The following is a 23809-nucleotide window of genomic DNA, read 5'->3' as shown; positions in this document are numbered from 1 at the left end:
TTCGGGTTCGCTTTCAGTTACCGGTCTGCTGGCGCCAGAGGGCGGAGTCACCGTAGATGCCGGTCTGCACCGGACCGGTGACCGGGACGCCGGCGACAAGAGGAGAGACGGCGGTGGTCAGAACATCTTGGTACACCGGCAGATACACGGAGCGTTCATCGAGCAGGCGCTGAGCGGTTCGCAGGTCCTCGGCCGGATCTTCCGCCGAGATGGCGCGGGTCGCGATCACCTGCAATTCGGGGTCACACAGGCCCGAGACATTGCTCGTGTAACGCGGTTCGCTGCGTTCGGCCTCTTCGGTCTTCGATGTGGGGGCCTGCGAAGAGGTGGCGGATGGCTCCGCGGCCGACGTGTTCGACGGCTCGTCGCCCGAGTCCGGCGATGCACTCGTCTCGGCGGATTCTTCGGTGCTCAGACATTCGGTGTTCGACGCGAGCGCGGTGGCCGGTGATTCACCGGCCCGGCTCCAGCCAACCACCAGATCGACATCTCCGCCGGTCAGGCTCGAGCTGTACAACTCGGCGGTCGACATCGCGATAGTCGTGGCGCGAATTCCCGCACGGTTCAGCTGGTCGACGATGTTGGCTGCCGCAGCGCCCGTCCGAGGATCTCCGGTGACCGATCCGACCCGGACCACCAGCGGCTGCCCGTCCTCCTGCTCGACCGGCTGTGTGCCGGCAGGCAGTGTCGGCAGATCGCTCGGCGCGGTCGTCGATGTCACCTCGGTGGTGGTCGTCGTGGTCGTGGGGGCTGCACTGGTGCTCGGTGCGCCCGAAGATGTGGGCGGATCGGGTTCCGGCGTCGCCGGGCCGCGCCGGTATCCCGCGGCGGCCAGCCATCCTTCGATCTGCTCGGGGGCAACCACCGGGCGCGACACCGGGTAGTAACCCGGGTCGGACGGCGCGTAGACGGAGTTGGTGTCCGGCAGCACCTCGGTGTCGTCGGCGGCGGCGAAGGTCACCAGGGCCGTGTCGATGGTTCCCAGAACCGCACGGCGCAGGTCGATGTTCGCCATCGACTCCGTGCGGGTGTTGAGTGTGATGCCCAGGGTCCGGGATTGCGCGACGCGGCCGGTGAGTACGCCACCGATGCTGCCGAGAGTGGCCCCGAGTGCCTCGCCTGCGCTGACCGCGACGACCCGGGTGTCGCCGGAGCGCATCGAATCAGCCAGTTGGCTGGTGGTGCCCGCGCGGCGCAATGTCATCCGGTCGACGCCGGCCGGTGTCAGCCAGAACCTGTCGTTGCGGATCAGCCGGACCTCGTCACGGCTGTGATCGATGCCGCTGATCGTGAAGGGCCCTCCGGAGGCCGGGAAACCGCTGTCCATGCCGGTCTGGAAACCACCGGGTGCGCCTTTGAGGACGTGCGAGGGCAGCAGGTCGTTGAACAGTTCACGCCAGGCCGGGTACGGCGCCGCGAAGGTCGCGGTGACCTCTTTGCCGCCCGCCGAGCTGCGGACGTCGGTGATCATGCGGTAGCCGGCCGGTGCGCTCACGTTGGGTTGCCGGGACATCTGCTGCCAGAGATAGATGAAATCCTCTGCGGTGATCGGCAATCCGTCCGACCACTGCGCGTCCTCGTGGATTTTGTAGGTGACCGCGAACGGGTCGGTACCGGTGACCTCGGCGCTGGTCAGCAACGCCTCGTCCATCAGCCACTCGACCCGGCCGTCCTGCGCTGTCGGCCGGAACGAACTCGGCAGGGTCATCGCCGCCACCGCCGTGGTGACCGCCGACTGATCGGCGGCCAGATGCGGGTTGAACCCGTTGCCGATCGAGTCGGTGGCCACGTACAGCACCCGGCCCGAAGGCTCCGCGGGCTCCGGTGGCACCGAGTTCGTCTGCTGAACCGGCGGCGGCGGATCGGCGACACATGCTGTCAGAAACAGCAGGCAGGACAGCGCGACCGCGGCCATCGAAGTCGCTGTTGTCCGTCGTCTACCCAAAACTCGATTCCTCTGTCCGCCGGTCAAGATCAGTCGGCCATCGGCGGTCGGTACTCGACCGCCGATGGCGTCCCTGCTAGCTCACGCTCTGGTTACGGGACTTCGCCTTGGACCGCTCGCGGGCGCGGGTGTTGGAGTCGAGATTGACCTTGCGCACCCGGACCACCTCAGGGGTGACCTCGACGCACTCGTCGTCGGTACAGAACTCCATCGCAGCTTCGAGTTCGAGCTTGATGGGCTTGGCGAGCGTCTCCATCACGTCGGCGGAGGACTGACGCATATTGGTCAGCTTCTTCTCCTTGGTGACATTGATGTCGAGGTCTTCCATACGCGGGTTGATACCCACGACCATGCCCTCGTAGGTGTCGGCGCCCGGCTCGACGAAGAACGTTCCGCGATCGGCAAGCTGGATCATCGCGAACGGGGTGACCGTTCCCGCTCGGTCGGAGACCAGCGAACCGGTGTGACGGGCACGGATTTCGCCGGCCCACGGGCCATAGCCCTCGAACACGGCGTTGGCGATACCGGTTCCGCGGGTTTCGGTGAGGAAGTCGGTACGGAAACCGATCAGGCCACGCGAGGGGACGACGAACTCCATGCGGACCCAGCCACTGCCGTGGTTGGCCATGTCGCCCATGCGGCCCTTGCGGGCGGCCAGCAGCTGCGTGACCGCGCCGAGGTACTCCTCGGGGACGTCGATGGTCAGGTGCTCGAACGGTTCGTGCAGCTTGCCGTCGACCTGCTTTGTAACGACCTGGGGCTTGCCGACGGTCAGCTCGAAGCCTTCGCGGCGCATCTGCTCGACGAGGATGGCCAGCGCGAGCTCACCACGACCCTGGACCTCCCAGGCATCCGGACGACCGATGTCGAGGACGCGCAGCGAGACGTTACCGATCAGCTCGCTGTCGAGGCGGTCCTTGACCATGCGCGAGGTGAGCTTGTGGCCCTTGACGCGGCCGACCAGCGGCGAGGTGTTGGTGCCGATCGTCACCGAGATGGCAGGCTCGTCGACCGTGATCCTCGGCAGGGCGACCGGGTGGTCGACGTCGGTGAGGGTGTCGCCGATCATGATGTCCGGCATACCGGCAACCGCGACGATGTCGCCGGCGACGGCGGTCTCGGCGGGCGTCCGCGCGACGCCGACGGTGATCAGGAGTTCGGTGATCTTGGCGCGCTCGGTGACGGGCTCGCCGTTGACCTCGCGCAGCCAGGCCACGGTCTGGCCCTTCCTCAAGGTGCCTGCGTACAGGCGGACCAGCGCGAGACGGCCGAGGAACGCCGAGGCGTCGAGGTTGGTGACGTGGGCCTGCAGCGGTGCGTCGAGATCACCCTTGGGGGCGGGCACGTACGACAGCAGCACATCGAACAGTGCGTCGAGGTTCTCGGCATCCGGGACCTGACCGTTCTCAGGAGCGACCGTGCTGGCGACACCCGCACGCCCCGAGGCGTAGAGGACCGGCAGATCGAGTGCGAGCTCGGCGGCCGCGGCGGCCTCGTCGTCGACATCCGATGCCAGGTCGAGCAGCAGGTCGTGACTTTCCTCGACGACCTCGGCGATGCGGGCGTCGGGACGGTCGGTCTTGTTGACCACCAGGATGACGGGCAGCGACGCGGCCAGGGCCTTGCGCAGCACGAAGCGGGTCTGCGGCAGCGGACCCTCGGAAGCGTCGACCAGCAGCACAACGCCATCGACCATCGACAGGCCGCGCTCGACCTCACCACCGAAGTCGGCGTGGCCGGGGGTGTCGATCACGTTGATGACAACCTCGGTGCCGTCAGGCTGCCGACGGTGCACCGCGGTGTTCTTCGCGAGAATGGTGATGCCCTTCTCGCGCTCGAGGTCGCCCGAGTCCATGACCCGGTCGACAAGTTCCGCGCGTTCCTCGAACACTCCCGATTGCCGCAGCATCGCATCAACCAGGGTCGTTTTCCCGTGGTCGACGTGCGCAACGATCGCAACGTTGCGGAAATTGGGGGCAGAAGTCACTGAAGTTCTCCGGACGTGAAGTGGGCATGTCAAAACAGTCGAGCCTGGTGCTCAAACCACTCAAGGATACGTGGTCCCGCAATGAGAGCGGCGTCACAACCACTGAAGCCCTCAAATTAAGGTGGTGCTAACCTAACTTTCCACTAGGTGCGGAACCTTTGGAAGGCGGATACATGGGCAAGAAGAAGGCGGCAGACGTCTGCGATATGAAGCCGAAAAAGAAGTGCTGCCGCAGTTCAACCCGCTGTCTTCGCTGCCCCGTGGTCATCCACAAGATGCAAAAATACTCCTCTGCGGGCCTATCGAACAAAGAGCTGACCAAAGCCCTCAAAAAAGTTCGAACGCGCGCCGCCTGAGCGTCACCACCGCGGCGGCCCGGATCAGCGCAGCAGCGCGATGAGGTCGTCGAGCCACACCGCATCGGCAGGTACCAGTTGCCCGGCGTCTGCCATCCGCCGGAGGTCGTCGGCATCCACCCAGCCGACCGCAGAGTGTTCGTGCGGATGCGGCTCGCCGGCGAGCAGTGTCGCGGCCATCGCGACCAGAACCAGATCCGGACCCAGCGGTACGGGCTCCCCGATCTGGTCGGCGACCGCGACCGTGATCCCCAGTTCTTCGGCGAGTTCACGTTCGAGCGCCTGAACCCGGGTCTCCCCTATCTCGACCTTGCCCCCTGGCAGTTCCCACAACCCGGCCACCTCGGCCGGATACGTTCGCTGGGCAAGTAGCAACCGGCCTTCGCCGATGACCGCGCCTGCCACGACCTCACGCATTGCGGCCCGCTGTTCCCTGTTCATCGGTCTCCGACTTGGTGAGTGACCCGGCGGGCGGGCCGGAGATGATCGCGATCCGGTTGCGGTCGAGCGCCACCGAGACCTGATCATCGACCGCGAGCCGAGGATCGGCGACGGCATCGACTTCCAGACCGGCGACCGTCACCCGCACCCGAGTCCCCTCGGGCAGTGATGCGACATGCCGGACGACGCCGCGGGCGCCGCCTGCCCCGTCGACGATCGGTGCGGCCAGGACCGCCTCGGGGCGCAGTCCGACCCGAACGGCACCGTCGGGCAGATCGACCGCAACCCGACCGAGCGGGCTGTGTAGAACACCCGCGGAGATGTTTGCTTCGCAGATCGTCGTGCAGCCGATGAACTGTGCGATCCGTTCGGTCCGCGGTGCACGCCAAAGCTTTTCGGGATGATCGTCCTGAACGATCCGACCGTCGTCCATCACCGCGATACGATCGGCCATCATCGCGGCCTCGGAATGGTCGTGGGTCACCATGATGGTCGGAGTGCCGGTGGCACCGATGATCTCGGCGATCTGCAGTGCGAGGCGATCCCGCAACTGCCGGTCGAGCGCAGAGAGCGGCTCGTCCAGGAGGAGCAGCCGGGGTCGTGGGGCCAGCGCCCGGGCCAGCGCCACCCGCTGTTGCTGACCACCGGACAGCTCGGCCACCTTCCGGCCGCCGAGGCCGGGCAGGTCGACCAGCTCGAGCAGGTCGGCCACGCGGCGGGTGATGTCGGGCTTGCGCCAGCGCCGGACCCGCAGTCCGTAACCGACATTGTCGGCGACGCTGCGACCGGGCAGCAGCTGACCGTCCTGGAACACCACTCCGAAGTCGCGACGGTGGGTCGGGGTCGGCGCGAGGTCGATCCCGTCGAACGTGATCGTTCCCGCGGACAACGGCTCCAGTCCGGCGATGGCACGGATCAGCGTCGACTTGCCACATCCTGACGGCCCCAGCAACGCCGTGATGGTCGCACCCCCGGTCCCGATCGCCAGATCCAGATCGGAGATGACCGCTTCAGACCCATAACCCACTGTCACAGAGGACAATTCGAGCACTTAGAACTCACCTCCCTCGTCCCGGCGGACAACCTCGATGAGGGCCACCACCACCACGGTCACCACCAGCATCATCACCGAACAGGCCATGGCAGTGCCGAAGTTACCCGCACCCGGCCGCGACAGTGACTTGCCGATCAGCACCGGCACGGTGGTGGTGTCGGGGCGCGCCACGAAGCTGGTTGCGCCAAACTCGCCGATCGCGATCACAAACGCGAAACCGGTCGCCGCACAGAGCGCTCTGGAGATGATCGGGAGATCAACGGTGCACCAGACCCGCAGGGGCCCGGCACCGAGGGTTGCCGCCGCCTGCCGAAGCCTCAGATCGACCAGACCCATCGCCGGCACCAGGATGCGGATCACGAGCGGCGTCGCGATCAGCGCCTGCACGGCCGGAACAACAGCAGGCGACGTCGCGACCTCACGAGGCATCGAGCTCAAGATCACCAGATACCCCAGACCGACGGTCACGGCGCTGACGCCCAGCGGGAGCATCGCGACCCCCGTCGCGACCCCTCCGAACACGCCACGGGCACGGGAGAGAGCCAGGGCACCGAGCAGACCGAGGACCAGCGCGATCAGGGTCGCCCAGAGCGCGCTGATCAGGGAGTACTGCATGGTCTCCCAAGGCGTTTCACCGTTGATCGGTTCCGTCAGCGCCCGGTAGCCGTCCAGATTCCAGCTTCCACCGACCGTGGGCCGGACCGAACGCCAGACCAGGACGGCAAGCGGGGCCAGCAGTACGACCAGGACGAACGTGACGATGGCACCGACCACCACACGCTGCGCCCCTTGCGGTCGGCGGCGACGCCGGGGCGCACCGGCTCCCCGCACTCGGCGGCTCAACACCGCGCTGATAGCGACCACCACGGCGACCACGAGGATCTGGATCATCGACAGGGCCACGGCGGCAGGCAGTTTGAAGAACCCGATCGCCTGCCGGTAGATCTCGGTCTCGAGGGTGTTGTATCGGCCGCCACCGAGGATGAGGACCACACCAAAGCTGGTGGCACAGAACAGGAACACCACCGACGCCGCCGAGGCGATCGCCGGGGCGAGGGCCGGTAGGGTGACCGTTCGCAGCACGAGCCAGCGGTCGGCGCCCAGCGTCCGAGCGGCCTGTTCGGCACGCGGATCGAGTTGGCCCCAGACCGAACCCACGGTACGCACCACAACCGCAATGTTGAAGAACGTGTGCGCCAACAGGATCGCCCACACCGACGATCCGATGCCGAGCCATCCCAGCGGGCCACGCTCGCCGAGTAGTGCCGTGAACGCGATACCCACCACCACGGTGGGCAGCACAAAGGGAATGGTGACGATGACCCGTAGCGCCAGCGCTCCCCGCAGCTCGAAGTTGGCCAGTACCCAGGCCACCGGCAGGCCGACGATCAGGGTGAGCACGGTGCTCGCCGCGGCCTGGGCAACGGTGAACCACAACAGATGCGCGGCATTGGCATCGTCGAGCAACCCGATGAGGTCGATACCCGAGCCATCGCCGAATGCACGGACGGCCAGAGCGACCAGCGGCCACCCGAACATCACCCCCACGAACAACAGCGGAAGCGCGCCCAAGACGGCCACGACGCCTGTTCCGGACCCCCACGCCGAGGGTGGGCGCCGAATGGTTGCGCGAAGGGCCACCGCGGTCAGCGACCCATGGCGGTGCGCCACTCCTGCTGCCAGGCTTCGCGGTTCTCGGCGATGACCTCGAGCGGCATCGTGACAGCAGACTCGGGCTGGGGTGCGAATTGCGCCCAGTCGGCAGGCAGCGGCGTTCCGGTACGGACGGGGTACACGTACATGGATTCGGGCAGAGCGGCCTGGACCGGTTCGCTGAGCAAGAAATCGACCACCTGCTGGGCGCCGTCGACGTTCTCCGCGCCACGCAGGACGCCTGCGTACTCGATTTGCGCGAAGCACGTGTTCAACAGGGCCTTGGTAGTCGGCAGGAAGGCAGGCGACGACGCATACGAGACCACGATGGGCTTGCTGCCCTGTCCCTCCCCTGCGGTGAACTCCTGGTTGTACGCCTCGGTCCAGCCGGGGGCCACACTCACGTCGTTGGCGCGCAGGCGCTCCCAATACCCTTCCCATTCACCGTCGGCCGGATGGGCGGCGATCGTGGCGAGCAGAAATGCCATGCCGGGCGACGAGGTGGCCGGGTCCATCACGACGGTCAGACCCTTGTATCGGGGGTCGGTCAGATCATCGAGGTTCGCGGGCGGTGCGACGTCGCGTTCGGTGAACCATTCGGTGTCGACGTTGACACACACGTCGCCGCGGTCGATCGCGGTCAGCCGATTGGGTTCGCCGAGCGCATATTCCTGCGGTCCGAGGTTGTTGTCCGGGCTCGTATAGCGCTCGATCGCGTCGGCGTCGAGAACCCGGGAGGCAAAGGTGTTGTCGATGCCGTAGACCACATCACCTTGGGGCGAGCCTGCGGTGAGCGCGATCGACGACGACAACTGTCCGGCGTCTGCCTCTCGGACCACCTTGAGGGTCAGCCCCGTCTCGTCCTCGAACGAGGCCAGCAGTTCGTCCGGCAGCTCGAAGGAGTCGTGCGTCAGCAGGACCACTTCGTCCGAGGAACCGGAATCGCCACATGCGGTCAGGGCACCGGCCCCGACCGCGAGTGCAACGAGCGCTGCGGCGAGCTGGTTTCGTCGAAGCATCGACCCTCCAATTGGGTTTTTGGTCAGCGAGAACAGCAGGTTGGTTCCGCACACCGCGTGTTCGTCCCGTCATCGTGAATCTAAGCAGGCCCGGGAAGGTTGCCTGGAGTCGGAGCGTGACGATCACATCTGATGCGCCATCAGCGACTTCGGATCGGGCCGACCCTCACTTTCGTGCCCTCAATGTGACATCACAATTGCATCACCGGCACCACTGGTAACTCCAGTCACACGGTATGGTCCCAGGGCGACGAGAACCGGTCCGCCTGCCGACTAGGGCTACTGGCGGCAGAGGAATGAAACGGTTACCGTCAGCACGGCGATAGACTTGTCGAGCCGTGATCAGTCGGGCTCAACGCGAGATGGGACACCACGAACAGTGCTTTTGAACCAGCAGGCAGACCGCAGCCGCGGGCGCTTCCACAAGGCTTCCACAGGCCTGAACGTCCGCCGCGCGGTCACGGCCGTGGCCATCGCCGCCACCGCGGCGTTGACACTGCCCGCTGTCGCATCCGCTGACGAAGCCGCCTTCCCGCCGATACCCGCCAACCTCGAGATCGACGAGGCCACCTTGCAGTCGCTCGGCGCGTTCGTGCCGGCGATCATCGGTTCGGCCGCCACCCCCGGCGCCGACGGCAAGGTCGACGCCAGCCTGCTCTCCAACGCCAAGGTGCTCGCAGCCGATCCGGCGCTGCCGCCGGAACTCGCCGTCATCTGGGACAAGGTCGTCAGCTTCCTCGACGGCTCGGGCGGCGGCGGCCCGGACATCCCGTCCGGCCCTGGCGCACCGGTCATCCAGCAGTTCCTCTACCCGACCATCGGCCAGGGTTGCATCCCCGGCGGCAACTCCATCGGTTCCGCACTTGTGACCGCCGGACCGCAGCAGGCACCGGCCCCAGGCCCCAAGAAGGGCGAGGCCGGATACGTCTACACCAGCCTCGGCACCGGCCCGGCCTTGAACAACGACGCCGCTCCACTGACCGTTGCGTGGATCAACATCGACACCGGTCAGACCGGTCAGCAGAATCTGCGCCGCAATGACCGGATCAATGCCGCAGACGGCCCCGGCACCTTCACCACGATCGTGAAAACCGGTCAGGGCCGCGTGATTTCGGCAATCTACGGCAACGTGACCACCAAGACCGAGGACAAGACCGTGAGCTGCACGATCGTCCCCACAGTCGGACTGGCAGTCATTTAGCCACCCGAGAACTCCACAGCAGGCGTCGACCTTCGGGTCGGCGCCTGTTTTTGTTGCCCGCCACACTCAGCCGGCCACCCCAGATCTGTTGATGCACAGCCGAACACCGGAACGGTCGCGGTTGAGTCACAGGTTGAACTCGCAACTTGCACAGAGCTCCCACACCGTGGTCTTGTGTAACAAGAGCACCATTGGTCACACCTGTCACAGACGTAACAGGTGCGACCCCGCGTCTGTCCAAGGAGATCCATGCCCAGCTCAACGATGATTCGCCGCAGCGCCGCCACACTGGCGGTGGTGGCCTCTGCCGCCCTGCTGTCCCCGGCCATTGCCATCGCGGAACCGGTCGCACCCGACTCGGTGACACTGACCGCACCGAAGCAGGCCCCGGGTGACGACGCATTGAAGGCCGCGATCGCCGAGCTCGGAAAGTCTGCAGGCGACCCCGCCGCCCTGGCTGCCGCAAAGGCACTCTTGGGAGGCACCGCGCAGATCGAGTCCACACCGGCCGCCGAGATCACAGCGACGCCGGCCGCAGACGCCACCGACCTCGTCGGCTCACTGGCAGCGGCTGATGAGGCTTTGCGCAAACTGGGCATCCAATCCTTCATCAACCCGACCGTCGCCTTCAACTGTGTCGAGGCGACCGAGGACAACCCATTCGGACTGGTGCCTGCCGTCGGCGGCGCCGCGCCCGGCCCATACGTCATCCCCGGAGTGAAGATCCCGGACCTGTTCAAGAACCTGCTTCCCGCGACCTTCTCACCCAACATCGTCGACGACGGTGAAACGCTGTTCGGCTTCTTCCCGTCCGGGATCACCGCCGACGGCGAAGCCACCGGCATGCAGGTCGCCTGGTTCAACGTCAACACGCTCCAGGGCGGGTTCGAGGACATGGCCCCGGTGGGCACCACGATCGTCGACAAACTGATCGAACAGGTGAAGAAGGTCCGCAGCCTGACCCCCGGCGAAGAAGCAACGGTCCGCGCTGTCATCAACCCTGCGGCAAAGGCCATGAGCCTGCCCGGGTCACGGCTGGCACCGGTCCAGACCGGCAACGGCACCGTGCTTTCCGCCGTATTCGGCACCGTGCAGAACGGTGGCCGCAGTTGTTTCTTCCTCCCGATGATCGGGATCACGCAGGTTTAGTCCGCGTACGCGGACCTTGGTAGGAGAAGTAGTCATGAAGAGTGTTCACAAGCAAGCACTACGCCGGATCGGCACCCGCAGCCTCACCGCCACCGCACTTGCCGCGGTGGTCGCTGGCGGCCTCGGCGCCGCCGGTATCGCCACCGCAGACCCGGTCCCGACGGGCGGAACAGCAGGCAAGGTGTTTGCCAACATCGGCCTGCCCGACGATCGTTGGGTGACCGGCGCGGGATCCGCCGACCGCTTCACCTATTGGACGAATGCCGCCACCGACCGCACCGAGTTGAGCAGTGCCGCTGTCTATCTCCCTCGCGGAGAAGCACCCGAGGGTGGCTGGCCGGTGGTGGCCTGGGCCCATGACACCGTCGGATTGGCCGACAAGTGCGCACCGTCGTGGTCGGGCAAAACCGAATCGGCCGCCAACTGGAACGACATCACGCCATGGCTGCAGAAGGGCTATGCGGTTGTCGCCTCCGACTACGCCGGTCTCGGCGTCGAGGGCGCACTCCCCGACCTCCAGACAACCATCAAGGCCCACAACATCGTTGATGCCGTGAAGGCCGCCCACGACATCACTGGAGACCTCTCGGATCAGTGGGTTGTGAACGGGAACGGCAGCGGCGCAACAGCTGCGCTGGCCACGGCCCGCAGCGCAACGCAGATCCAGGGCCCGGAACTGGACTTCCGCGGCGCAACGGTCACCAGTGTTCCGGCCAACCTCGGCGAACTCGTGCTCAACGCAGGCCCCGAATTCATCCCGGTGCCACTGCCTTCCGACCTGACCGCCGAGGTGCTGTATGCCATCGCCGGTATCCGCGGGTCGCATCCCGAGCTGAACCTCGACTCGTACCTGACCGCAGAGGGCAAGTCGCTGGCCGACAAGGCTGTGACGATGTGTTCGGCCGAGCTGCAACGGGCTGTTGCGGCAACAAGTTTGAACGAGCTGTTCAGCCGGCCGGTGCTGTCGGTCCCGAATCTTCGTCCCATCGTCGAGGCCTACCTCGGAGTGCCCGACACCGGGTACGTCAAGCCGGTGTTCTTCGGCCAGGGCCTGCTCGATACCCAGGTGATCCTGCCGTACACCCTGGAATTCCTGGGCCGGGTCGAGACGTCTAGCCAGTCGACAACCATCCGTACCTACCCGGTGGACGGACAGGGAACGGCCGCGGCAGCATTGCCTGACGCTTCCGCTTTTGTGACCTCACTGTTCGCCCGGTAGACACGCAGATGCGTCTACCGGCCTGGGAGCTCCCGGAGCGAAAAGTGTTCGCCGCTGCGACGCTGGCGGTTTCGGCCGCCGGCGCCGCGGGGTGGCGGCCGGGTGTGGCCGTCGCCAAGCCCGCTGCCCTGGCCGCACTGGCCGTGGGTGTCGCGCGCGGTGCACGTGCGCGGTCCGGGGTCGACAATGCACTGTTGACCGCTGCGATCGCCGCGTCGGCCGCGGGCGATTACTTCATGTACCGCGAGGAGTTCGCAACCGGCCCCGAGAAGGATCGGCAGATCCAAACCGGTGCAACAATGTTCGGGCTCGCGCATTTGTCCTATCTCGGTGTGCTGACGCGACACGGAGCCCGGCCGGATAAACGCCGACTGCTCGCGCGCTTCGGGCTGATGAATGAGGTCACCGCCCTGCTGGTCCTCAACTCCCCCCGCCTGCTCCCGGTTTTGGGAACATACGGCGCGACGTTGGCGACCATGGCGGCGACCGCAGGCGATCCGGTACTCACCGGCGGGGACTCGAATGACCCCACCCGCCGACTGGTCGTCGGCGGAATCACGTTCATGGCTTCCGATGCGATCCTGATGAATCGTCGATACCTGCTGCGCAACAGGGACGGTCTCCGCGCGGCCGGTGAGGCCTTGGTTCTCTCGACATACTTCGTGGCGCAGATGTTGCTTCTGGACGGCCTGGACAGCGTCAGCCGACGCGCCCACGCCGCCAGGTGAACTCACGCCGGGGCGCGCTAATGTGCCTTCTTCTGCCTCTTGATAGCCGCCTCCACCTCTCCGAGTGAATCCATGTCTTCGAGCTCCATACCCTTGGTCTCGGGCACCTTGCTGTGCACATAGAACCAAGAAGCGAACGCGCAGAATGCAAAGAATCCGTAGATCCATGCCAGTCCCAGCACGCTGTTGAGTTCGGGGAAGAGCAGCGAGATGGTGAAGTTGGCAAGCCAGTTCACGCCCGTGCACACACCCAATGCCACCCCGCGGATGCGGTTGGGGAACATCTCTCCGAGCATCACCCACATCACCGGGCCCCAGGTGGCCGCGAATGCGACCACGAACAGGTTGGCACCGATGAGTGCGACCACACCCCACGGGTCAGGCAGCGAGATGTCGTCACCGGACCCGACCTGCTGCGTGAACGCGACACACGCCATCACGAGTCCGATGAACATGCCCACAGAGCCGATCAGCAACAGCTGTCGCCTGCCGATCCGGTCGACGAACATGATCGCAACGAAGGTCATCACCACGTTGATCACGGCCGTGATGACCGAGGTCCGGAACGATTCGCTTTCGCTGAATCCGACCGACTGCCACAGCGTGGTGGAGTAATAGAAGATTGCGTTGATCCCGACGAACTGCTGCAGCACAGCAATCCAGATACCCACCCACACCAGCGGATGCAGGCCGAACGACGGGCCACGAATGTCCTTGATGGACACCGCAGATTCGCGTTTGAGGGTCAACCGGATCTCTTTGACTCGGGCCAGTGGATCGGCCTCCCCCGTCACTTCGGTCAAAATGCGCGCGGCCTCTTCATCGAGATTGCTACCCACCAGATAGCGCGGTGACTCCGGGATGAGGAGCGCCAGCAGCCCGTAGACCAGTGCCGGGATCACGCCGACGATGAACATCCATCGCCAGGCCTCGAGACCCAACCAGAAATCGTTGGAGGCATTGCCTGCGCTGTCGGCGATCAGTGCGTCCGAGAGCAGGGCAACAAAAATGCCCATGGTGATGGCCAACTGCTGCAGTGATCCGAGTGCACCGCGGTAACGGGCCGGGGCGATCTCCGCGATATACGCCGGGGCGATCACCGACGCGATACCGATCCCGAGGCCGCCGATCACACGCCAGAACAACAGGTCTAGGACCGCAAACGCCAGACCGGTGCCGATCGCCGACGCGATGAACAACGCCGAGCCAAGCAACATCACTTTCTTGCGACCCCAGATGTCTGCCAGCCGACCCGCGAACCAGGCACCGAGGGCACATCCGAGCAGCGCGATCGCGACCGCGAAACCCTGCATGAAGTGATTCAGCTCGAACTGATCGCGGATGGAGTTGACGGCGCCGTTGACCACAGAGCTGTCGAAGCCGAAAAGAAAACCACCCACTGCAGCGGCCACGGTGACCCCGATGACCTTGGCCACGTGGGCTTCTCCGGCCGCCGCCGACGTGGGGTCCTTCGCAGCACCAGTGGACATAGGAATCACACCTACCTTCCGGGCGGAGGCTGTCAGCCCTGACAGGTTTCGCCACCAGCTGACGTTACGCCCTCACTCCACTACGAGTCCGTAAGTCGGTAGAAGACAATCCATCTCTGGCTCGATCACCACCGACCGACGACCCGAGTGTCAGAGGGTCGCCGGTCCGGAGCACGACCGAGCACTGCGGATTGACCTGACTCTTCTGCATTCAACCAGTTCGCCGGGACGCTCTGGGCCCCTCGCGGCACTGCCGATAAGCTGGACCGGCAGCATTTTCCCGGCCACCGGAGGTCCGCATGACCCGCCACATCTGTATCGCGCAAGAACCAGAAGCCGACAAGCTCCTGTCCGTCGACGACTTCGCGCTGGTTGTCGGTATGACCCTGGATCAGCAGTTCCCGATGGAAGCGGCATTCAAGGGCCCGCAGAAAATCGCCGAGCGGATGGACGGCTTCGATCTGCAGAAGATCGCCGCCTCCGATCCGGATGAGTTCGTGGCTCTGTGCTCGCAGACCCCGGCCATCCACCGCTTCCCCGGTTCGATGGCGAAGCGCATCCATGATCTCGCGGTTTTCATCGTCGACAACTACGACGGCAACCCTTCGGCCATCTGGACAGAGGGTGATCCGGACGGCAAGACGGTGCTCAAACGCCTCAAATCCCTACCTGGCTGGGGCGACATGAAAGCACGCATCTTCCTGGCACTGCTCGGCAAGCAGGTGGGTGTGCAACCGGAGGGCTGGCGCCAAGCTGCCGGGGATTACGGCAACGACGGCGAACGCCGATCGGTAGCCGACGTCGTCGACAATGTCAGCCTGCAGGAAGTCCGGGAGTTCAAGAAGCAGGCGAAAGCTGCAGCGAAGGCGGCCAAGACCGGCTGAGCCGGGCCAAGACGGTGAATGTGTCCGCGAGTTACGCCAACCCCCTAGGGTGAAGTCATGGATGCCAGATTGGTGATCGAGATCCCGACGCGGTTGGGGTTTGCGGTGGCAGGCGCCGCGCTCAGCGCCGTCGAAGCCACCGTTGCGCTCAGCCGGATCGCCGTGGAGAACGCACACCACGAAATCGCCGTCACGATGGGCATGCGGGCCACACCTGCGTTTCGCAGTCCGTTGCAGCTGCTCAACCAACTCGGTGAACTACTCGAAGAAGACCGCTCACTCGGACGAATACTCTCGCGCGGCGGCCCACTCGACCGACTGCTCGCCGAGGACGGCCTGGTCGAACGCGTCCTCGCCGACGATGGAGTGCTCGATCAGATGACCGAGGCCGGCGGCCCACTCGACCGGTTGCTGTCCCGGGGCGGTCCGGTGGATCGCCTGCTGTCCGAGGACGGAGTGCTCGCCAAACTCACCAAAGAGGGCGGTCTACTCGACCGGATCTCCGAGGACGAAGGTTTCCTCGATCGGCTGACCGTCGAAGAGGGCCTGCTGGAACAACTCGTCGGCGAGGGTGGCGCCCTGGAACGGGCGATCGCCCCGGGCGGCCCCATCGACCGCTTGTCCGAACTCGTCGAGATGCTGGCGCAGCTGCCCCCGAGTATCGCGAGCCTTCAGGAGACGGTGCTCGAACTCAATACTGCCGCCGAGGCGCTCAACGAGGCCGTCGCACCGCTCGGAGAACTCGTCGGACGGTTGCCGAAACGGTTGGTGCGCAGCAAGAACGGCCATGAAGAGCGCGACACGCGGCACTAGCGGCCAGAAGCCCTGACGATCTGGTTCCAGGCGATCGAGGCCTGCAACATATCCATGTAGCTGTCGATGTCGTCCATCGCCGACGCAGCGGCATGGACGCTGATCGCAACTGCGTCGCCGATGCCGTGCACACCGTGCGTGACACTCATCACCGGCGAGAGGGCCGGGTAGCCTGCGGTGAACACGACCGGTCTCTCCCCGAATCTCAGATCGGCGCCGCCCCGATTCACACTCGACACCACGGTGTTGCCATTGACCGTTTTCGGAATTACCGTCGGATCGAATTGCGCCACACCCCAACGCAGTAGGGGCGCCGGGATCGCCGCGAAGGCCTCGTCGGAGGCCCGCAGCGCCGGATGGCTGTTGCGCAGTTGCCGCTCCCCCAGCGCCTGCGCAATATGCGCCGTCCGATCATCCAGCGCGGCCGTCCCCGAGAACAATCCGATACCGACGTTGCGAAAGTGGTTACGTGCCATCGGTTTCCCGAACTTCTCCATCGTCACCTCGGCACCGAGGGTGGTCGGATCCTCCCCGATCGAACGCAGGTGATCGGACAGCGCCAGCGAGATCGCGGTAAGCGCACTGATGGTCACCGTCGGCCCTGGGAAGTCGTCGCGGCGCAGCACCAAAGTTCGGATCGTCCGGTCGCCTTCCGGACGGGTGTTGGTCGACAGCAGCGGTCGACCTTCCGATGGCGCAGGCACCACCCCGGCGGCCACGTCGTCGACCAGCCGGCGATGGGTGCGGGTGGCCTCCACCGCCCGCAGGCCCAGCGCTCCGATCTGTTGGGGTAGGCGCACGGCCGCCAGCGCGGCAGCATGCACCACCGAATAGGGCGAATCCACCTCGGCGGTGACCGATTCGCCGGGATCCTGCGGCGCAAAGACCGCGCGCGCCAGGTCCGATGAGCGTCGGCCGTCGGCCAGCGCGTGGCTCACCTGCAGCACTGCCACAGTGGCCGCGAGGCCACAGTTCGGCACCCTTTCGACGGCTTCGAACAGATGCAGTCGCCAGGTGCACTCCCGTGCGTCGAGCTGGTCATCGGCCAGTCCCGCCACGACACGCAGACAATCGGACCACTCGGTGGACCCTTCGGCGTGCACCACGATCTGGTCGCGGTCGACGCCGCGGCGGATCCAGTACGGGTAGTCGAGAGCGCAATCGACGTCGGCAATCCGCAGACCCAGATCGGTTGTCGCCCGCGCACGGTCGAGGACACCGTCGATCGCGACATCGATCTGGCGCGGCACACCATCAAAGGCATAGAGCAGGAACTGGTCGTTGGGGATCTTGTCCGACATCCAGTACATCTGGGCGTCGACCGGCGCCATTCGCTCCATGAGGAGAACCTACCCAAGCCGTGAGGCACGCACACGAGGTTCCGCGCTCCCCGGTCCGGAGACCTGACAAACCGATGCCATCAGCGGGTGTGCCGATTGTCCGGGGCCTTGAGTCCCAGATGACCCCGGAGTGTGTCGGCGGAATAGGCTCCGCGGGCAACACCACGCTCGACAAGAATCGGTACGACCTCGGTCCGAAATCGGTACCAGTCCAGCGGATCCTGCACGAACAGATTGAATCCGTCGACGGCACCACTGCGATACCAGCGCTCTATTTCGCCTGCCACGGTCACGGGTGACCCGACGAATCGTGCCCAGTGGTCGATCAGGCTGCGCAGGGTCTGCCGCAACGTCCAACCATTGTCGCGGGCCCGCTGGGCCAACGACACCGCCCCGGCCAAGGATTCGGGCGTGGTGGGGTCGACATCCGGGAACGGCTCATCCAGGTCGTAGTCCGCGAAACCACGGCCACCGAAGATCCGCTTGACCTGGGACAGGAGCCGTTCGATCGGGTAACTGTCGTGCGCGGCGGCGAGAGCGTGCCGTGCTTGCTCGTCTGTGTCGCGAATGATGACACTGAGCCCTGGCACGAACAACAGGTCGTCCGGATCTCTTCCGTACTTCTCGGACCGCGTGAGGATGTCGGACTTGAGTTGTGCCGCCGCGTCTTCGCTCGGTTCGAAACTGAATACGATCTCGGCCACCTCGGCACTGAGATTCCTGCCGTCATCAGAGGTGCCCGCCTGAATGAGGACTGGCTGGCCCTGACTCGAGCGCTGGATGTTCAGCGGGCCGGTCACCGAGAAGAACTCACCTACGTGATCGAGCCTGTGCTGCTTGTCCGGTTCCAGAAACCGCTCAGCTGACTTGTCGGTTGAGAACGCGTGATCCTCGTAGGAGTCCCACAGGCCCTTCACCACTTCGACACTCTCGCCTGCACGCCGATACCGGGTCGCGTAGTCCCCGTGCTCAGTTCGACTGAAGTTGCCTGCGGTCCCGGGATCTTGGCTGGTGACGATATTCCACGCTGCCCGGCCACGGCTGATCAGATCAAGCGACGCCACGCGTCGGGCGATGTCCCACGGCTCGCTGTAGGTGGTGCTGACCGTGGCGACCAGTCCGATTCGCTCAGTGGAGATCGCAACGGCAGACAGCAGAGTGAGCGGTTCCAGCCGATTGAGGTGGTGTGGCGGGAAGCCGGCGTCGATGTACTGGCTGTCGACCACGAAAACGAAGTCGAAATGCGCGTCCTCGGCCTCCCTTGCCTGCTTGACGTACCAGTCGATGTCGATACTCGCCGTGGTCGGGACGTCGGGATGCCGCCACAATTGCGCGCCTGCGTCGCCCGCGCCGATCAGGACGGCACCGAGTACCAGATGACGGTCTGTCATGCAGCGGTCTCCTCGGCCAGTGCGCGACGGAGTTCGCGACGGCGCTCACGACTGACGGTTCCGCCGGACAACGTCGGTGCCGAACCGATCAGCAACGCGGTATACGGGTGCCGGGGATCCTTGATCACCCGTGCGGTCTCGCCGAGTTCGACGATCCTGCCCTGGTACATGACGGCAATCCGGTCGACGAGCGCCGCGACCGCTCCGAGGTCGTGAGAGATGAAGAGTTGCGCGAGGTTGCGGGCCCGCCCCAGTTCGTCGAGGAGCTTCAGTATCTGGATCCGGTGCACCGAGTCCAAAGCGCTGACCGGTTCGTCGAGCAGCAGCAGCGATGGGTCGAGGATGATCGCCCGCGCGATCGCGACACGTTGGCGTTGCCCGCCCGACAGTTCCGCCGGTACCCGCGTCGCAAAGCTCCGATCGAGGCCGACGCTGTCCAGTACCTCGTCGACGCGCTTGCTGATCTCGGTGCGGTCATAGGTGCCGCGAACCGCCAGTCCTTCGCCGATGGAAACGCCCACTTCGATCTCGGGATCGAGGCTGAGCAGCGGGTCCTGGAACACGTACTGCACGGCACCGCCCAGCCGGTGTTTCCGCAGGTCGGCTTTGCCCAGTCCGTCGATGCGCCTGCCGTCGAGTTCGATCGACCCGGTGGTCGGCGTGATCAGACCGAGGACGGTGCGCGCCAATGTGGTTTTGCCGGAACCGCTTTCGCCGATCAATCCGACTTTCTCGCCCGCATCGATATGCAGATCGACACCGTGGAGAATTTGCTTTCGCGCTCTCCGGCTCCCCCGCTCGACGTGAACATCCTGCAGCCGCAGCAGCGGCGCGTTATCCGACACCGGCAATCTCCTTCTCCAGAATCGCCTCGAGACCGTAGTCGCGGTGGTTTTCGACGAGCTGCCTGGTGTAATCGTGCCGAGGCTCTTTCAGCAGTCGTTCCGCCGGTCCGGCTTCCACGACCAAGCCATCTCGCATGACGATCACGTCATCGCAGACCTGCGCCACGACGGCGAGGTCGTGTGACACCAGGACCAGAGCCAGACCCAGCTCGAGGCGCAGGTCGTCGACCAGGTCCAGAACGACGGCCTGCACGGTGACGTCAAGGGCCGTGGTCGCTTCGTCGGCGATGAGCAGTTCCGGTTCCGCGGAGACCGCGATGGCGATCACCACCCGTTGCAGCATCCCGCCCGACAGTTCGTACGGGTACTGGCGGTACACCGAGGCCGGATCGCGCAACCCCATCTTTGCGAACAGTTCCACCGCACGGGCCTTGGCCGCGGCGCGCGAGAATCCCACCGTGGACCGCAGTGCTTCGGCCAGTTGTTCCCCGACTCGAATGGACGGATTCAGGTACGCCGCCGGGTCCTGGAACACCGCCGAGATCCGGGTACCTCGCAGCGGTCGCCAGGCGTTGGCACCAAGGGTTCTGAGTTCGATACCGTCGAATTCGATCGAACCCGTTGTGGCCTCGACCCCGTTGGGCAGGATTCCGAGAATCGCCCTGCAGGTCAACGACTTTCCGCTGCCCGACTCCCCGACGATGCCGAGGGCGCCGCCGCGGTTCAACACGAAGTCGACCCCGCGGACCAGCTCGGTGCCGTCTCCCAGCGCGATATGCAGATCGGTCACCGTCAGCACCGGCCCACTCGGGGTGGTCGCACGGGTTTTGGCGACATCTATTGTTTCAGAAGACATCTGAGGTCAACTCCTGCTTGTCGTTGGTACGTCGCCGACGCGACGTGCTGGTCGCGTCGCGTAGAGCATCGGCGATGGCGTTGAGTGCCCAGACCGTCACGACGATCAACAGCGCCGGGACCACCGGAGCCCAAGGTGACTGGTACAGGTACTGCAGGCCGTCTGCGAGCAGTCCTCCCCAGGTGGGATCCGGCGGCACCACCCCGATGCCGAGGAAGGTCAGTGACGCGACGATCACAAGGCTGGTGCCGGTCATCGTTGCGAACGTAACGCCCACTGCCGGTAGCACTTTCTTCACCGCATGGCGCAGCACGATCCATCGAGTGGTCGCCCCCATCAACGCGGCCGCCTCGACGTACTGAGAGTTCGCGACCGTCAGCGCCGCCGCTCGCGTGACGCGGTAGAACGCCGGCGCGATCAGGATGCCGACAGCGAACATTGCCTGTGTCAGACCGTTCCCGAGCAGCGCTGTCATCGCCACTGCAAAGACCAGGAAGGGCAACGTGATGAGTGCATCCATCAGCCGAAGGGTGAACCATTCCACGCCACGGCCGAGGTACACGGAGAGAAACCCGGGGATCACCCCGAGGAGGAACCCTACGAGAACGGACTGCAGGGCAGACAGCACGGAGACAGTCGATCCGGCGAGCACTCGGCTGAAAACGTCGCGACCGACACTGTCCGTACCGAGCCAGTGCTGCGAACTCGGGCCGGCGAGAATGGCGCTGCTCTCTTGCTCCAGCGGATCGAACGGGGCCAGCATGGGACCGAAGACCGCAAGCAGCACGATGACTCCGAGGACTGCCATCGCCAACTGCGCAGACCGATACCGCAAAATCAGTGTGAACATGACGTTTTCACTCCCGTCGCTTGGCTGCCGGAGCAAGGGTGCCCAGCACGATGTTGACAACGAGGTTGCACACCAGGACGAAGACGATGGCGACGACGAGCGCACCCTGCACGATCGGTACGTCACCCCGTAGTGCAGAATCTGCTGCCAGCCGCCCGAATCCGGGCATCGAGAACATGGTCTCCATCACGACCGCGCCACCGATGAGTGTGGGGATCTTCATTCCCAGGATGGCCAGGGCCGGGCCTGCGCCGTTGCGCAGAGCGTGAACAAAGAGAATGCGCGTCGGACTGATTCCACGCACCACAGCCCCGACGACGTAATCCTGCTCCAGCTCCGCGACCAGTCCGGTGCGCAGTTGCCGAGCGATATCGGCGACCACGTCCATGCTCAGCGCCACCGCAGGCATGGTGATCAACATCAGCCAGCGGCCGGGATCTTCCTCCAGTGGAACGTATCCGGCGGATGGCAACCAGCCCAGCCAGACGCTGAAGACCAAGATCAGACCGATCGAGATGACGAACGGTGGGAGGGTCGAGACCACCGAGGTGTACGCGGTGACCAGACGATCGAAAACGCTCCCCCGATACACCGCGGCGAGCAGACCCAGGCCGATCCCGAATACGAGGCCGATCACCAACGCCAGACCGGCGATCGATGCGCTGACGGCCAGCCTCTGCCCGATCAACTCACTGACGGGGATCTTGTTGAACCACGACACGCCCAGATCTCCGGTGAGCATGCTCGACATCCAGTCGACGTACTGCTGCCAGAGCGGTTTGTCCAAGCCGAACTCCGCGTTGATCCTGGCGATGGTCTCGGGTGTGGCTGCGTCACCCGCGATTCCGGCAGCCGGGTTCATGTCGCTGGCGGCACCGAGCAAGAACGTGATGAGAGTCGAGAACAAAAAGACCGGGACGACGATCAACACCGTGCCGAACACCACTCGCAGCACCGAACGCACCGCGCCCGGCCACCCCGGGAGGGCGAAGGCGCTCCCGGTGTGGCCGGATCCGATCGCGGTCGAGGTCATGAGACCGTGACGCCTTCCCAACGAATCTGAGACGGAAGGATGTTGAGGTTCTTCAGCGCCGGATCCGAGACGATGATCCAGGGGTTGCTGAACAGGTAGTTACTCGGCGACTGCAGCACGCCGGCCTTCACCGCAGCCCACAGACGTGCCTGGTACTGAGGATCTTCGATCGGTGTCGCACGCACGGCATCGAGGGCTGCGACGAACTCCGGTGACGCATGCGGTCCACTCAGGTTCATGATTCCCTCGCTGCCGTACGTTGCGAGCAGGTTCTGAACCGGCGATTCACGACCGATCGTGCCGTCGGTTGCCAACTGTGGATTCTTGGCGATGTAGACCTCGCTCTGCCACGTGGAGGAGCCCGGGGGTACCACCGCGATGGTTGATTCCACACCGACCTTCTTCAGCTGCGCCTGAGCGAGTTCCGCACGGTTGGTGGCAACCGACTGGGCGGTGATGGTCAGCGACAACTCACCCGGGCCGTAACCGGCTTCCTGCAGGAGCCGCTTGGTGCGTTCGGGATCGTAGCTCCACAGCTTTTCGACCTCGGGATTGAAAGCCGGATTGCCCTCGGGGAACGGCTGACTGGTGACGCTACCGAGCCCGGCGGTGATCACGTCGACAAAGGCCTGCCGGTCGAACGCGTACCGAAAAGCCTCTACGACCTTCGGATTGTCGAACGGCGCCTTGTTCAGGTTGATCGACGCATTGTTCGCGGCCAGTGACGGCTCTACGGTTACGGTGAGGCCGGATGCCTCCGCCTGCTTGGCCTGCAGCGCAGGCAATGTCGCGAAGTCGATCGAGCCCGACTGAACGGCCGCGACGAGTGTCGCCGGGTCGGGGGCGACACTGAGCTGGAAGTTGTCGATGTGGATGTTCTCGGCGTCCCAGTAGTCGGGGTTCTTCTCGAAGTACGCGTGATCTTCGGCCACGAAGTCGGTGATCTTGAACGGGCCTGCACCGACCGGCCAGACGCTCAGTTTCTGTGTGTCAGACGCCGCCGCGGGACTCGAGATCGCCCCCGTGCGGCCCGCCACGAGGTAAGGGATCTGGTAGTCGGGCTGTGACAGCTTCAGGGTCACTTCGGTCGGGCTGTCGGCAACCACCTCGGTGACGCCGGCGAGCTGATCTTTGAGGAACGAATCCTCCTGTGTCTTACCGCGGTCGAAGAATGCCTTGACAGCAGTGGCGTCCAGCGCAGTGCCATCGGTGAATGTCAGTCCGTCCCGAAGCGTGAACGTCACCGCGGTTCCGGTGTCGTCATACTTCCAGCTCTGCGCCAGCGACGGCTCCACCTTCCCGTCTTTGTCCACGCGCGTCAGCGATGCGTAGGCGAGGCTGATGGTGTTGATGTCGTTACCGGTTCGGCTCGTCACCGGATCCCACGACGTAGGGAGGCTGAACGCCCATTTGACCTCGGAACTGCCTGTGCTGGCGCTGGTTCCACCACCGCAGGCGGTCGCTATCAGCGCGACGATCAACCCGAGTACTGCGGTGCCGGCACTGCGCCGACTCTTCCTGCTCACTGGATACTCCTGTTGAAGAAATTGGGTGG

General features: G+C 65.0%; 21 protein-coding genes. 7 read left to right on the top strand and 14 right to left on the bottom strand.

Annotated features, from left to right (window positions below; genetic code table 11):
- Window positions 1–13 precede the first annotated feature (13 nt).
- Together AC56PL_RS04630 and typA are read right to left on the bottom strand one after the other, a co-directional pair.
- Window positions 14–1915 (bottom strand): ABC transporter family substrate-binding protein, encoded by a 1902-nt coding sequence (locus tag AC56PL_RS04630; protein ID WP_497153128.1) that lies wholly within the window; start codon window positions 1913–1915, stop codon window positions 14–16.
- A gap of 106 nt (window positions 1916–2021) precedes the next feature.
- Window positions 2022–3932 carry a translational GTPase TypA gene (gene typA, locus AC56PL_RS04625; RefSeq protein WP_495515210.1) on the bottom strand — a complete coding sequence of 637 codons (1911 nt, stop codon included), beginning with the start codon at window positions 3930–3932 and terminating at the stop codon, window positions 2022–2024.
- Window positions 3933–4105: 173 nt separating this feature from the next.
- On the opposite strand from typA, the gene AC56PL_RS04620 reads away from it, so the two are divergent.
- On the top strand, window positions 4106–4288 hold the full coding sequence (locus tag AC56PL_RS04620; protein ID WP_495515209.1) for a hypothetical protein: 183 nt from the start codon (window positions 4106–4108) through the stop codon (window positions 4286–4288).
- A 24-nt stretch (window positions 4289–4312) separates the two neighbouring features.
- Here the strand turns inward: AC56PL_RS04620 and AC56PL_RS04615 are convergent, their stop codons facing one another.
- The 4 genes from AC56PL_RS04615 to AC56PL_RS04600 all read right to left on the bottom strand — a co-directional run bounded on the left by AC56PL_RS04615 (window position 4313) and on the right by AC56PL_RS04600 (window position 8455).
- Entirely contained in the window at window positions 4313–4729 is a 417-nt protein-coding gene (locus AC56PL_RS04615) for a (deoxy)nucleoside triphosphate pyrophosphohydrolase (protein ID WP_497153127.1), read from the bottom strand.
- The gene (locus AC56PL_RS04610) at window positions 4698–5780 is read right to left on the bottom strand and encodes an ABC transporter ATP-binding protein (RefSeq protein WP_497153126.1); all 1083 of its coding nucleotides are present in this window, start codon (window positions 5778–5780) and stop codon (window positions 4698–4700) included. The genes AC56PL_RS04615 and AC56PL_RS04610 overlap by 32 nt, the downstream gene beginning before the upstream one ends.
- A complete protein-coding gene (locus tag AC56PL_RS04605) occupies window positions 5781–7364 on the bottom strand; it encodes an ABC transporter permease (protein ID WP_497153125.1) in 1584 nt (527 codons plus the stop codon). It lies immediately after the preceding gene.
- 65 nt (window positions 7365–7429) lie between these two features.
- The gene (locus tag AC56PL_RS04600) at window positions 7430–8455 is read right to left on the bottom strand and encodes a thiamine ABC transporter substrate-binding protein (protein WP_497153124.1); all 1026 of its coding nucleotides are present in this window, start codon (window positions 8453–8455) and stop codon (window positions 7430–7432) included.
- Between the two features lie 439 nt (window positions 8456–8894).
- Here AC56PL_RS04600 and AC56PL_RS04595 point away from each other — a divergent pair, with 439 nt between their 5' ends.
- The 4 genes from AC56PL_RS04595 to AC56PL_RS04580 all read left to right on the top strand — a co-directional run bounded on the left by AC56PL_RS04595 (window position 8895) and on the right by AC56PL_RS04580 (window position 12752).
- Window positions 8895–9656: an Rv1157c family protein gene (locus AC56PL_RS04595; RefSeq protein WP_495516040.1), complete on the top strand. Its 762-nt coding sequence runs from the start codon at window positions 8895–8897 to the stop codon at window positions 9654–9656.
- A 249-nt stretch (window positions 9657–9905) separates the two neighbouring features.
- On the top strand, window positions 9906–10805 hold the full coding sequence (locus AC56PL_RS04590; protein ID WP_497153123.1) for a hypothetical protein: 900 nt from the start codon (window positions 9906–9908) through the stop codon (window positions 10803–10805).
- 34 nt (window positions 10806–10839) lie between these two features.
- Window positions 10840–12024 carry a lipase family protein gene (locus tag AC56PL_RS04585; RefSeq protein ID WP_497153122.1) on the top strand — a complete coding sequence of 395 codons (1185 nt, stop codon included), beginning with the start codon at window positions 10840–10842 and terminating at the stop codon, window positions 12022–12024.
- Window positions 12025–12032: 8 nt separating this feature from the next.
- Entirely contained in the window at window positions 12033–12752 is a 720-nt protein-coding gene (locus tag AC56PL_RS04580; RefSeq protein WP_497153121.1) for a lysoplasmalogenase family protein, read from the top strand.
- 17 nt (window positions 12753–12769) lie between these two features.
- On the opposite strand, the gene AC56PL_RS04575 is transcribed toward AC56PL_RS04580, so the two are convergent.
- A complete protein-coding gene (locus AC56PL_RS04575) occupies window positions 12770–14242 on the bottom strand; it encodes a sugar porter family MFS transporter (RefSeq protein WP_495515201.1) in 1473 nt (490 codons plus the stop codon).
- 299 nt (window positions 14243–14541) lie between these two features.
- On the opposite strand from AC56PL_RS04575, the gene AC56PL_RS04570 reads away from it, so the two are divergent.
- Together AC56PL_RS04570 and AC56PL_RS04565 are read left to right on the top strand one after the other, a co-directional pair.
- Entirely contained in the window at window positions 14542–15126 is a 585-nt protein-coding gene (locus AC56PL_RS04570) for an HhH-GPD-type base excision DNA repair protein (protein WP_495515200.1), read from the top strand.
- Between the two features lie 57 nt (window positions 15127–15183).
- Entirely contained in the window at window positions 15184–15939 is a 756-nt protein-coding gene (locus AC56PL_RS04565; RefSeq protein ID WP_495515199.1) for a hypothetical protein, read from the top strand.
- Here the strand turns inward: AC56PL_RS04565 and AC56PL_RS04560 are convergent.
- From AC56PL_RS04560 to AC56PL_RS04530, 7 genes are all read right to left on the bottom strand, one after another.
- The gene (locus tag AC56PL_RS04560; RefSeq protein WP_497153120.1) at window positions 15936–17279 is read right to left on the bottom strand and encodes a WS/DGAT/MGAT family O-acyltransferase; all 1344 of its coding nucleotides are present in this window, start codon (window positions 17277–17279) and stop codon (window positions 15936–15938) included. The genes AC56PL_RS04565 and AC56PL_RS04560 overlap by 4 nt on opposite strands.
- 80 nt (window positions 17280–17359) lie before the next feature.
- The gene (locus AC56PL_RS04555) at window positions 17360–18670 is read right to left on the bottom strand and encodes an NtaA/DmoA family FMN-dependent monooxygenase (RefSeq protein WP_497153119.1); all 1311 of its coding nucleotides are present in this window, start codon (window positions 18668–18670) and stop codon (window positions 17360–17362) included.
- Entirely contained in the window at window positions 18667–19515 is an 849-nt protein-coding gene (locus tag AC56PL_RS04550) for an ABC transporter ATP-binding protein (protein WP_497153118.1), read from the bottom strand. The genes AC56PL_RS04555 and AC56PL_RS04550 overlap by 4 nt, the downstream gene beginning before the upstream one ends.
- The gene (locus tag AC56PL_RS04545) at window positions 19505–20371 is read right to left on the bottom strand and encodes an ABC transporter ATP-binding protein (protein ID WP_497153117.1); all 867 of its coding nucleotides are present in this window, start codon (window positions 20369–20371) and stop codon (window positions 19505–19507) included. Before AC56PL_RS04545 ends, AC56PL_RS04550 begins: the two co-directional genes overlap by 11 nt.
- On the bottom strand, window positions 20361–21221 hold the full coding sequence (locus tag AC56PL_RS04540) for an ABC transporter permease (RefSeq protein WP_497153116.1): 861 nt from the start codon (window positions 21219–21221) through the stop codon (window positions 20361–20363). The genes AC56PL_RS04545 and AC56PL_RS04540 overlap by 11 nt, the downstream gene beginning before the upstream one ends.
- A gap of 7 nt (window positions 21222–21228) precedes the next feature.
- The gene (locus AC56PL_RS04535; RefSeq protein ID WP_495515193.1) at window positions 21229–22254 is read right to left on the bottom strand and encodes an ABC transporter permease subunit; all 1026 of its coding nucleotides are present in this window, start codon (window positions 22252–22254) and stop codon (window positions 21229–21231) included.
- Window positions 22251–23780 (bottom strand): ABC transporter substrate-binding protein, encoded by a 1530-nt coding sequence (locus tag AC56PL_RS04530; protein WP_495515192.1) that lies wholly within the window; start codon window positions 23778–23780, stop codon window positions 22251–22253. The genes AC56PL_RS04535 and AC56PL_RS04530 overlap by 4 nt, the downstream gene beginning before the upstream one ends.
- Between the last annotated feature and the right edge of the window lie 29 nt (window positions 23781–23809).

The organism is Williamsia sp. Y721, assembly GCF_059683565.1.
Note: the sequence above shows the minus strand (reverse complement) of the source record. Positions and strands in the feature narration are given on the sequence as shown.

Bases quoted from the DNA above. Each gene is read 5' to 3' on its own strand.
- AC56PL_RS04615 (WP_497153127.1), bottom strand. From the start codon at position 4,729: ATGAACAGGGAACAGCGGGCCGCAATGCGTGAGGTCGTGGCAGGCGCG.
- AC56PL_RS04580 (WP_497153121.1), top strand. From the start codon at position 12,033: ATGCGTCTACCGGCCTGGGAGCTCCCGGAGCGAAAAGTGTTCGCCGCT.
- AC56PL_RS04555 (WP_497153119.1), bottom strand. From the start codon at position 18,670: ATGACAGACCGTCATCTGGTACTCGGTGCCGTCCTGATCGGCGCGGGC.
- AC56PL_RS04540 (WP_497153116.1), bottom strand. From the start codon at position 21,221: ATGTTCACACTGATTTTGCGGTATCGGTCTGCGCAGTTGGCGATGGCA.
- AC56PL_RS04570 (WP_495515200.1), top strand. From the start codon at position 14,542: ATGACCCGCCACATCTGTATCGCGCAAGAACCAGAAGCCGACAAGCTC.
- AC56PL_RS04535 (WP_495515193.1), bottom strand. From the start codon at position 22,254: ATGACCTCGACCGCGATCGGATCCGGCCACACCGGGAGCGCCTTCGCC.
- AC56PL_RS04590 (WP_497153123.1), top strand. From the start codon at position 9,906: ATGCCCAGCTCAACGATGATTCGCCGCAGCGCCGCCACACTGGCGGTG.
- AC56PL_RS04630 (WP_497153128.1), bottom strand. From the start codon at position 1,915: ATGGCCGCGGTCGCGCTGTCCTGCCTGCTGTTTCTGACAGCATGTGTC.
- AC56PL_RS04600 (WP_497153124.1), bottom strand. From the start codon at position 8,455: ATGCTTCGACGAAACCAGCTCGCCGCAGCGCTCGTTGCACTCGCGGTC.
- AC56PL_RS04585 (WP_497153122.1), top strand. From the start codon at position 10,840: ATGAAGAGTGTTCACAAGCAAGCACTACGCCGGATCGGCACCCGCAGC.
- AC56PL_RS04565 (WP_495515199.1), top strand. From the start codon at position 15,184: ATGGATGCCAGATTGGTGATCGAGATCCCGACGCGGTTGGGGTTTGCG.
- AC56PL_RS04575 (WP_495515201.1), bottom strand. From the start codon at position 14,242: ATGTCCACTGGTGCTGCGAAGGACCCCACGTCGGCGGCGGCCGGAGAA.
- AC56PL_RS04620 (WP_495515209.1), top strand. From the start codon at position 4,106: ATGGGCAAGAAGAAGGCGGCAGACGTCTGCGATATGAAGCCGAAAAAG.
- AC56PL_RS04545 (WP_497153117.1), bottom strand. From the start codon at position 20,371: ATGTCTTCTGAAACAATAGATGTCGCCAAAACCCGTGCGACCACCCCG.
- AC56PL_RS04560 (WP_497153120.1), bottom strand. From the start codon at position 17,279: ATGGAGCGAATGGCGCCGGTCGACGCCCAGATGTACTGGATGTCGGAC.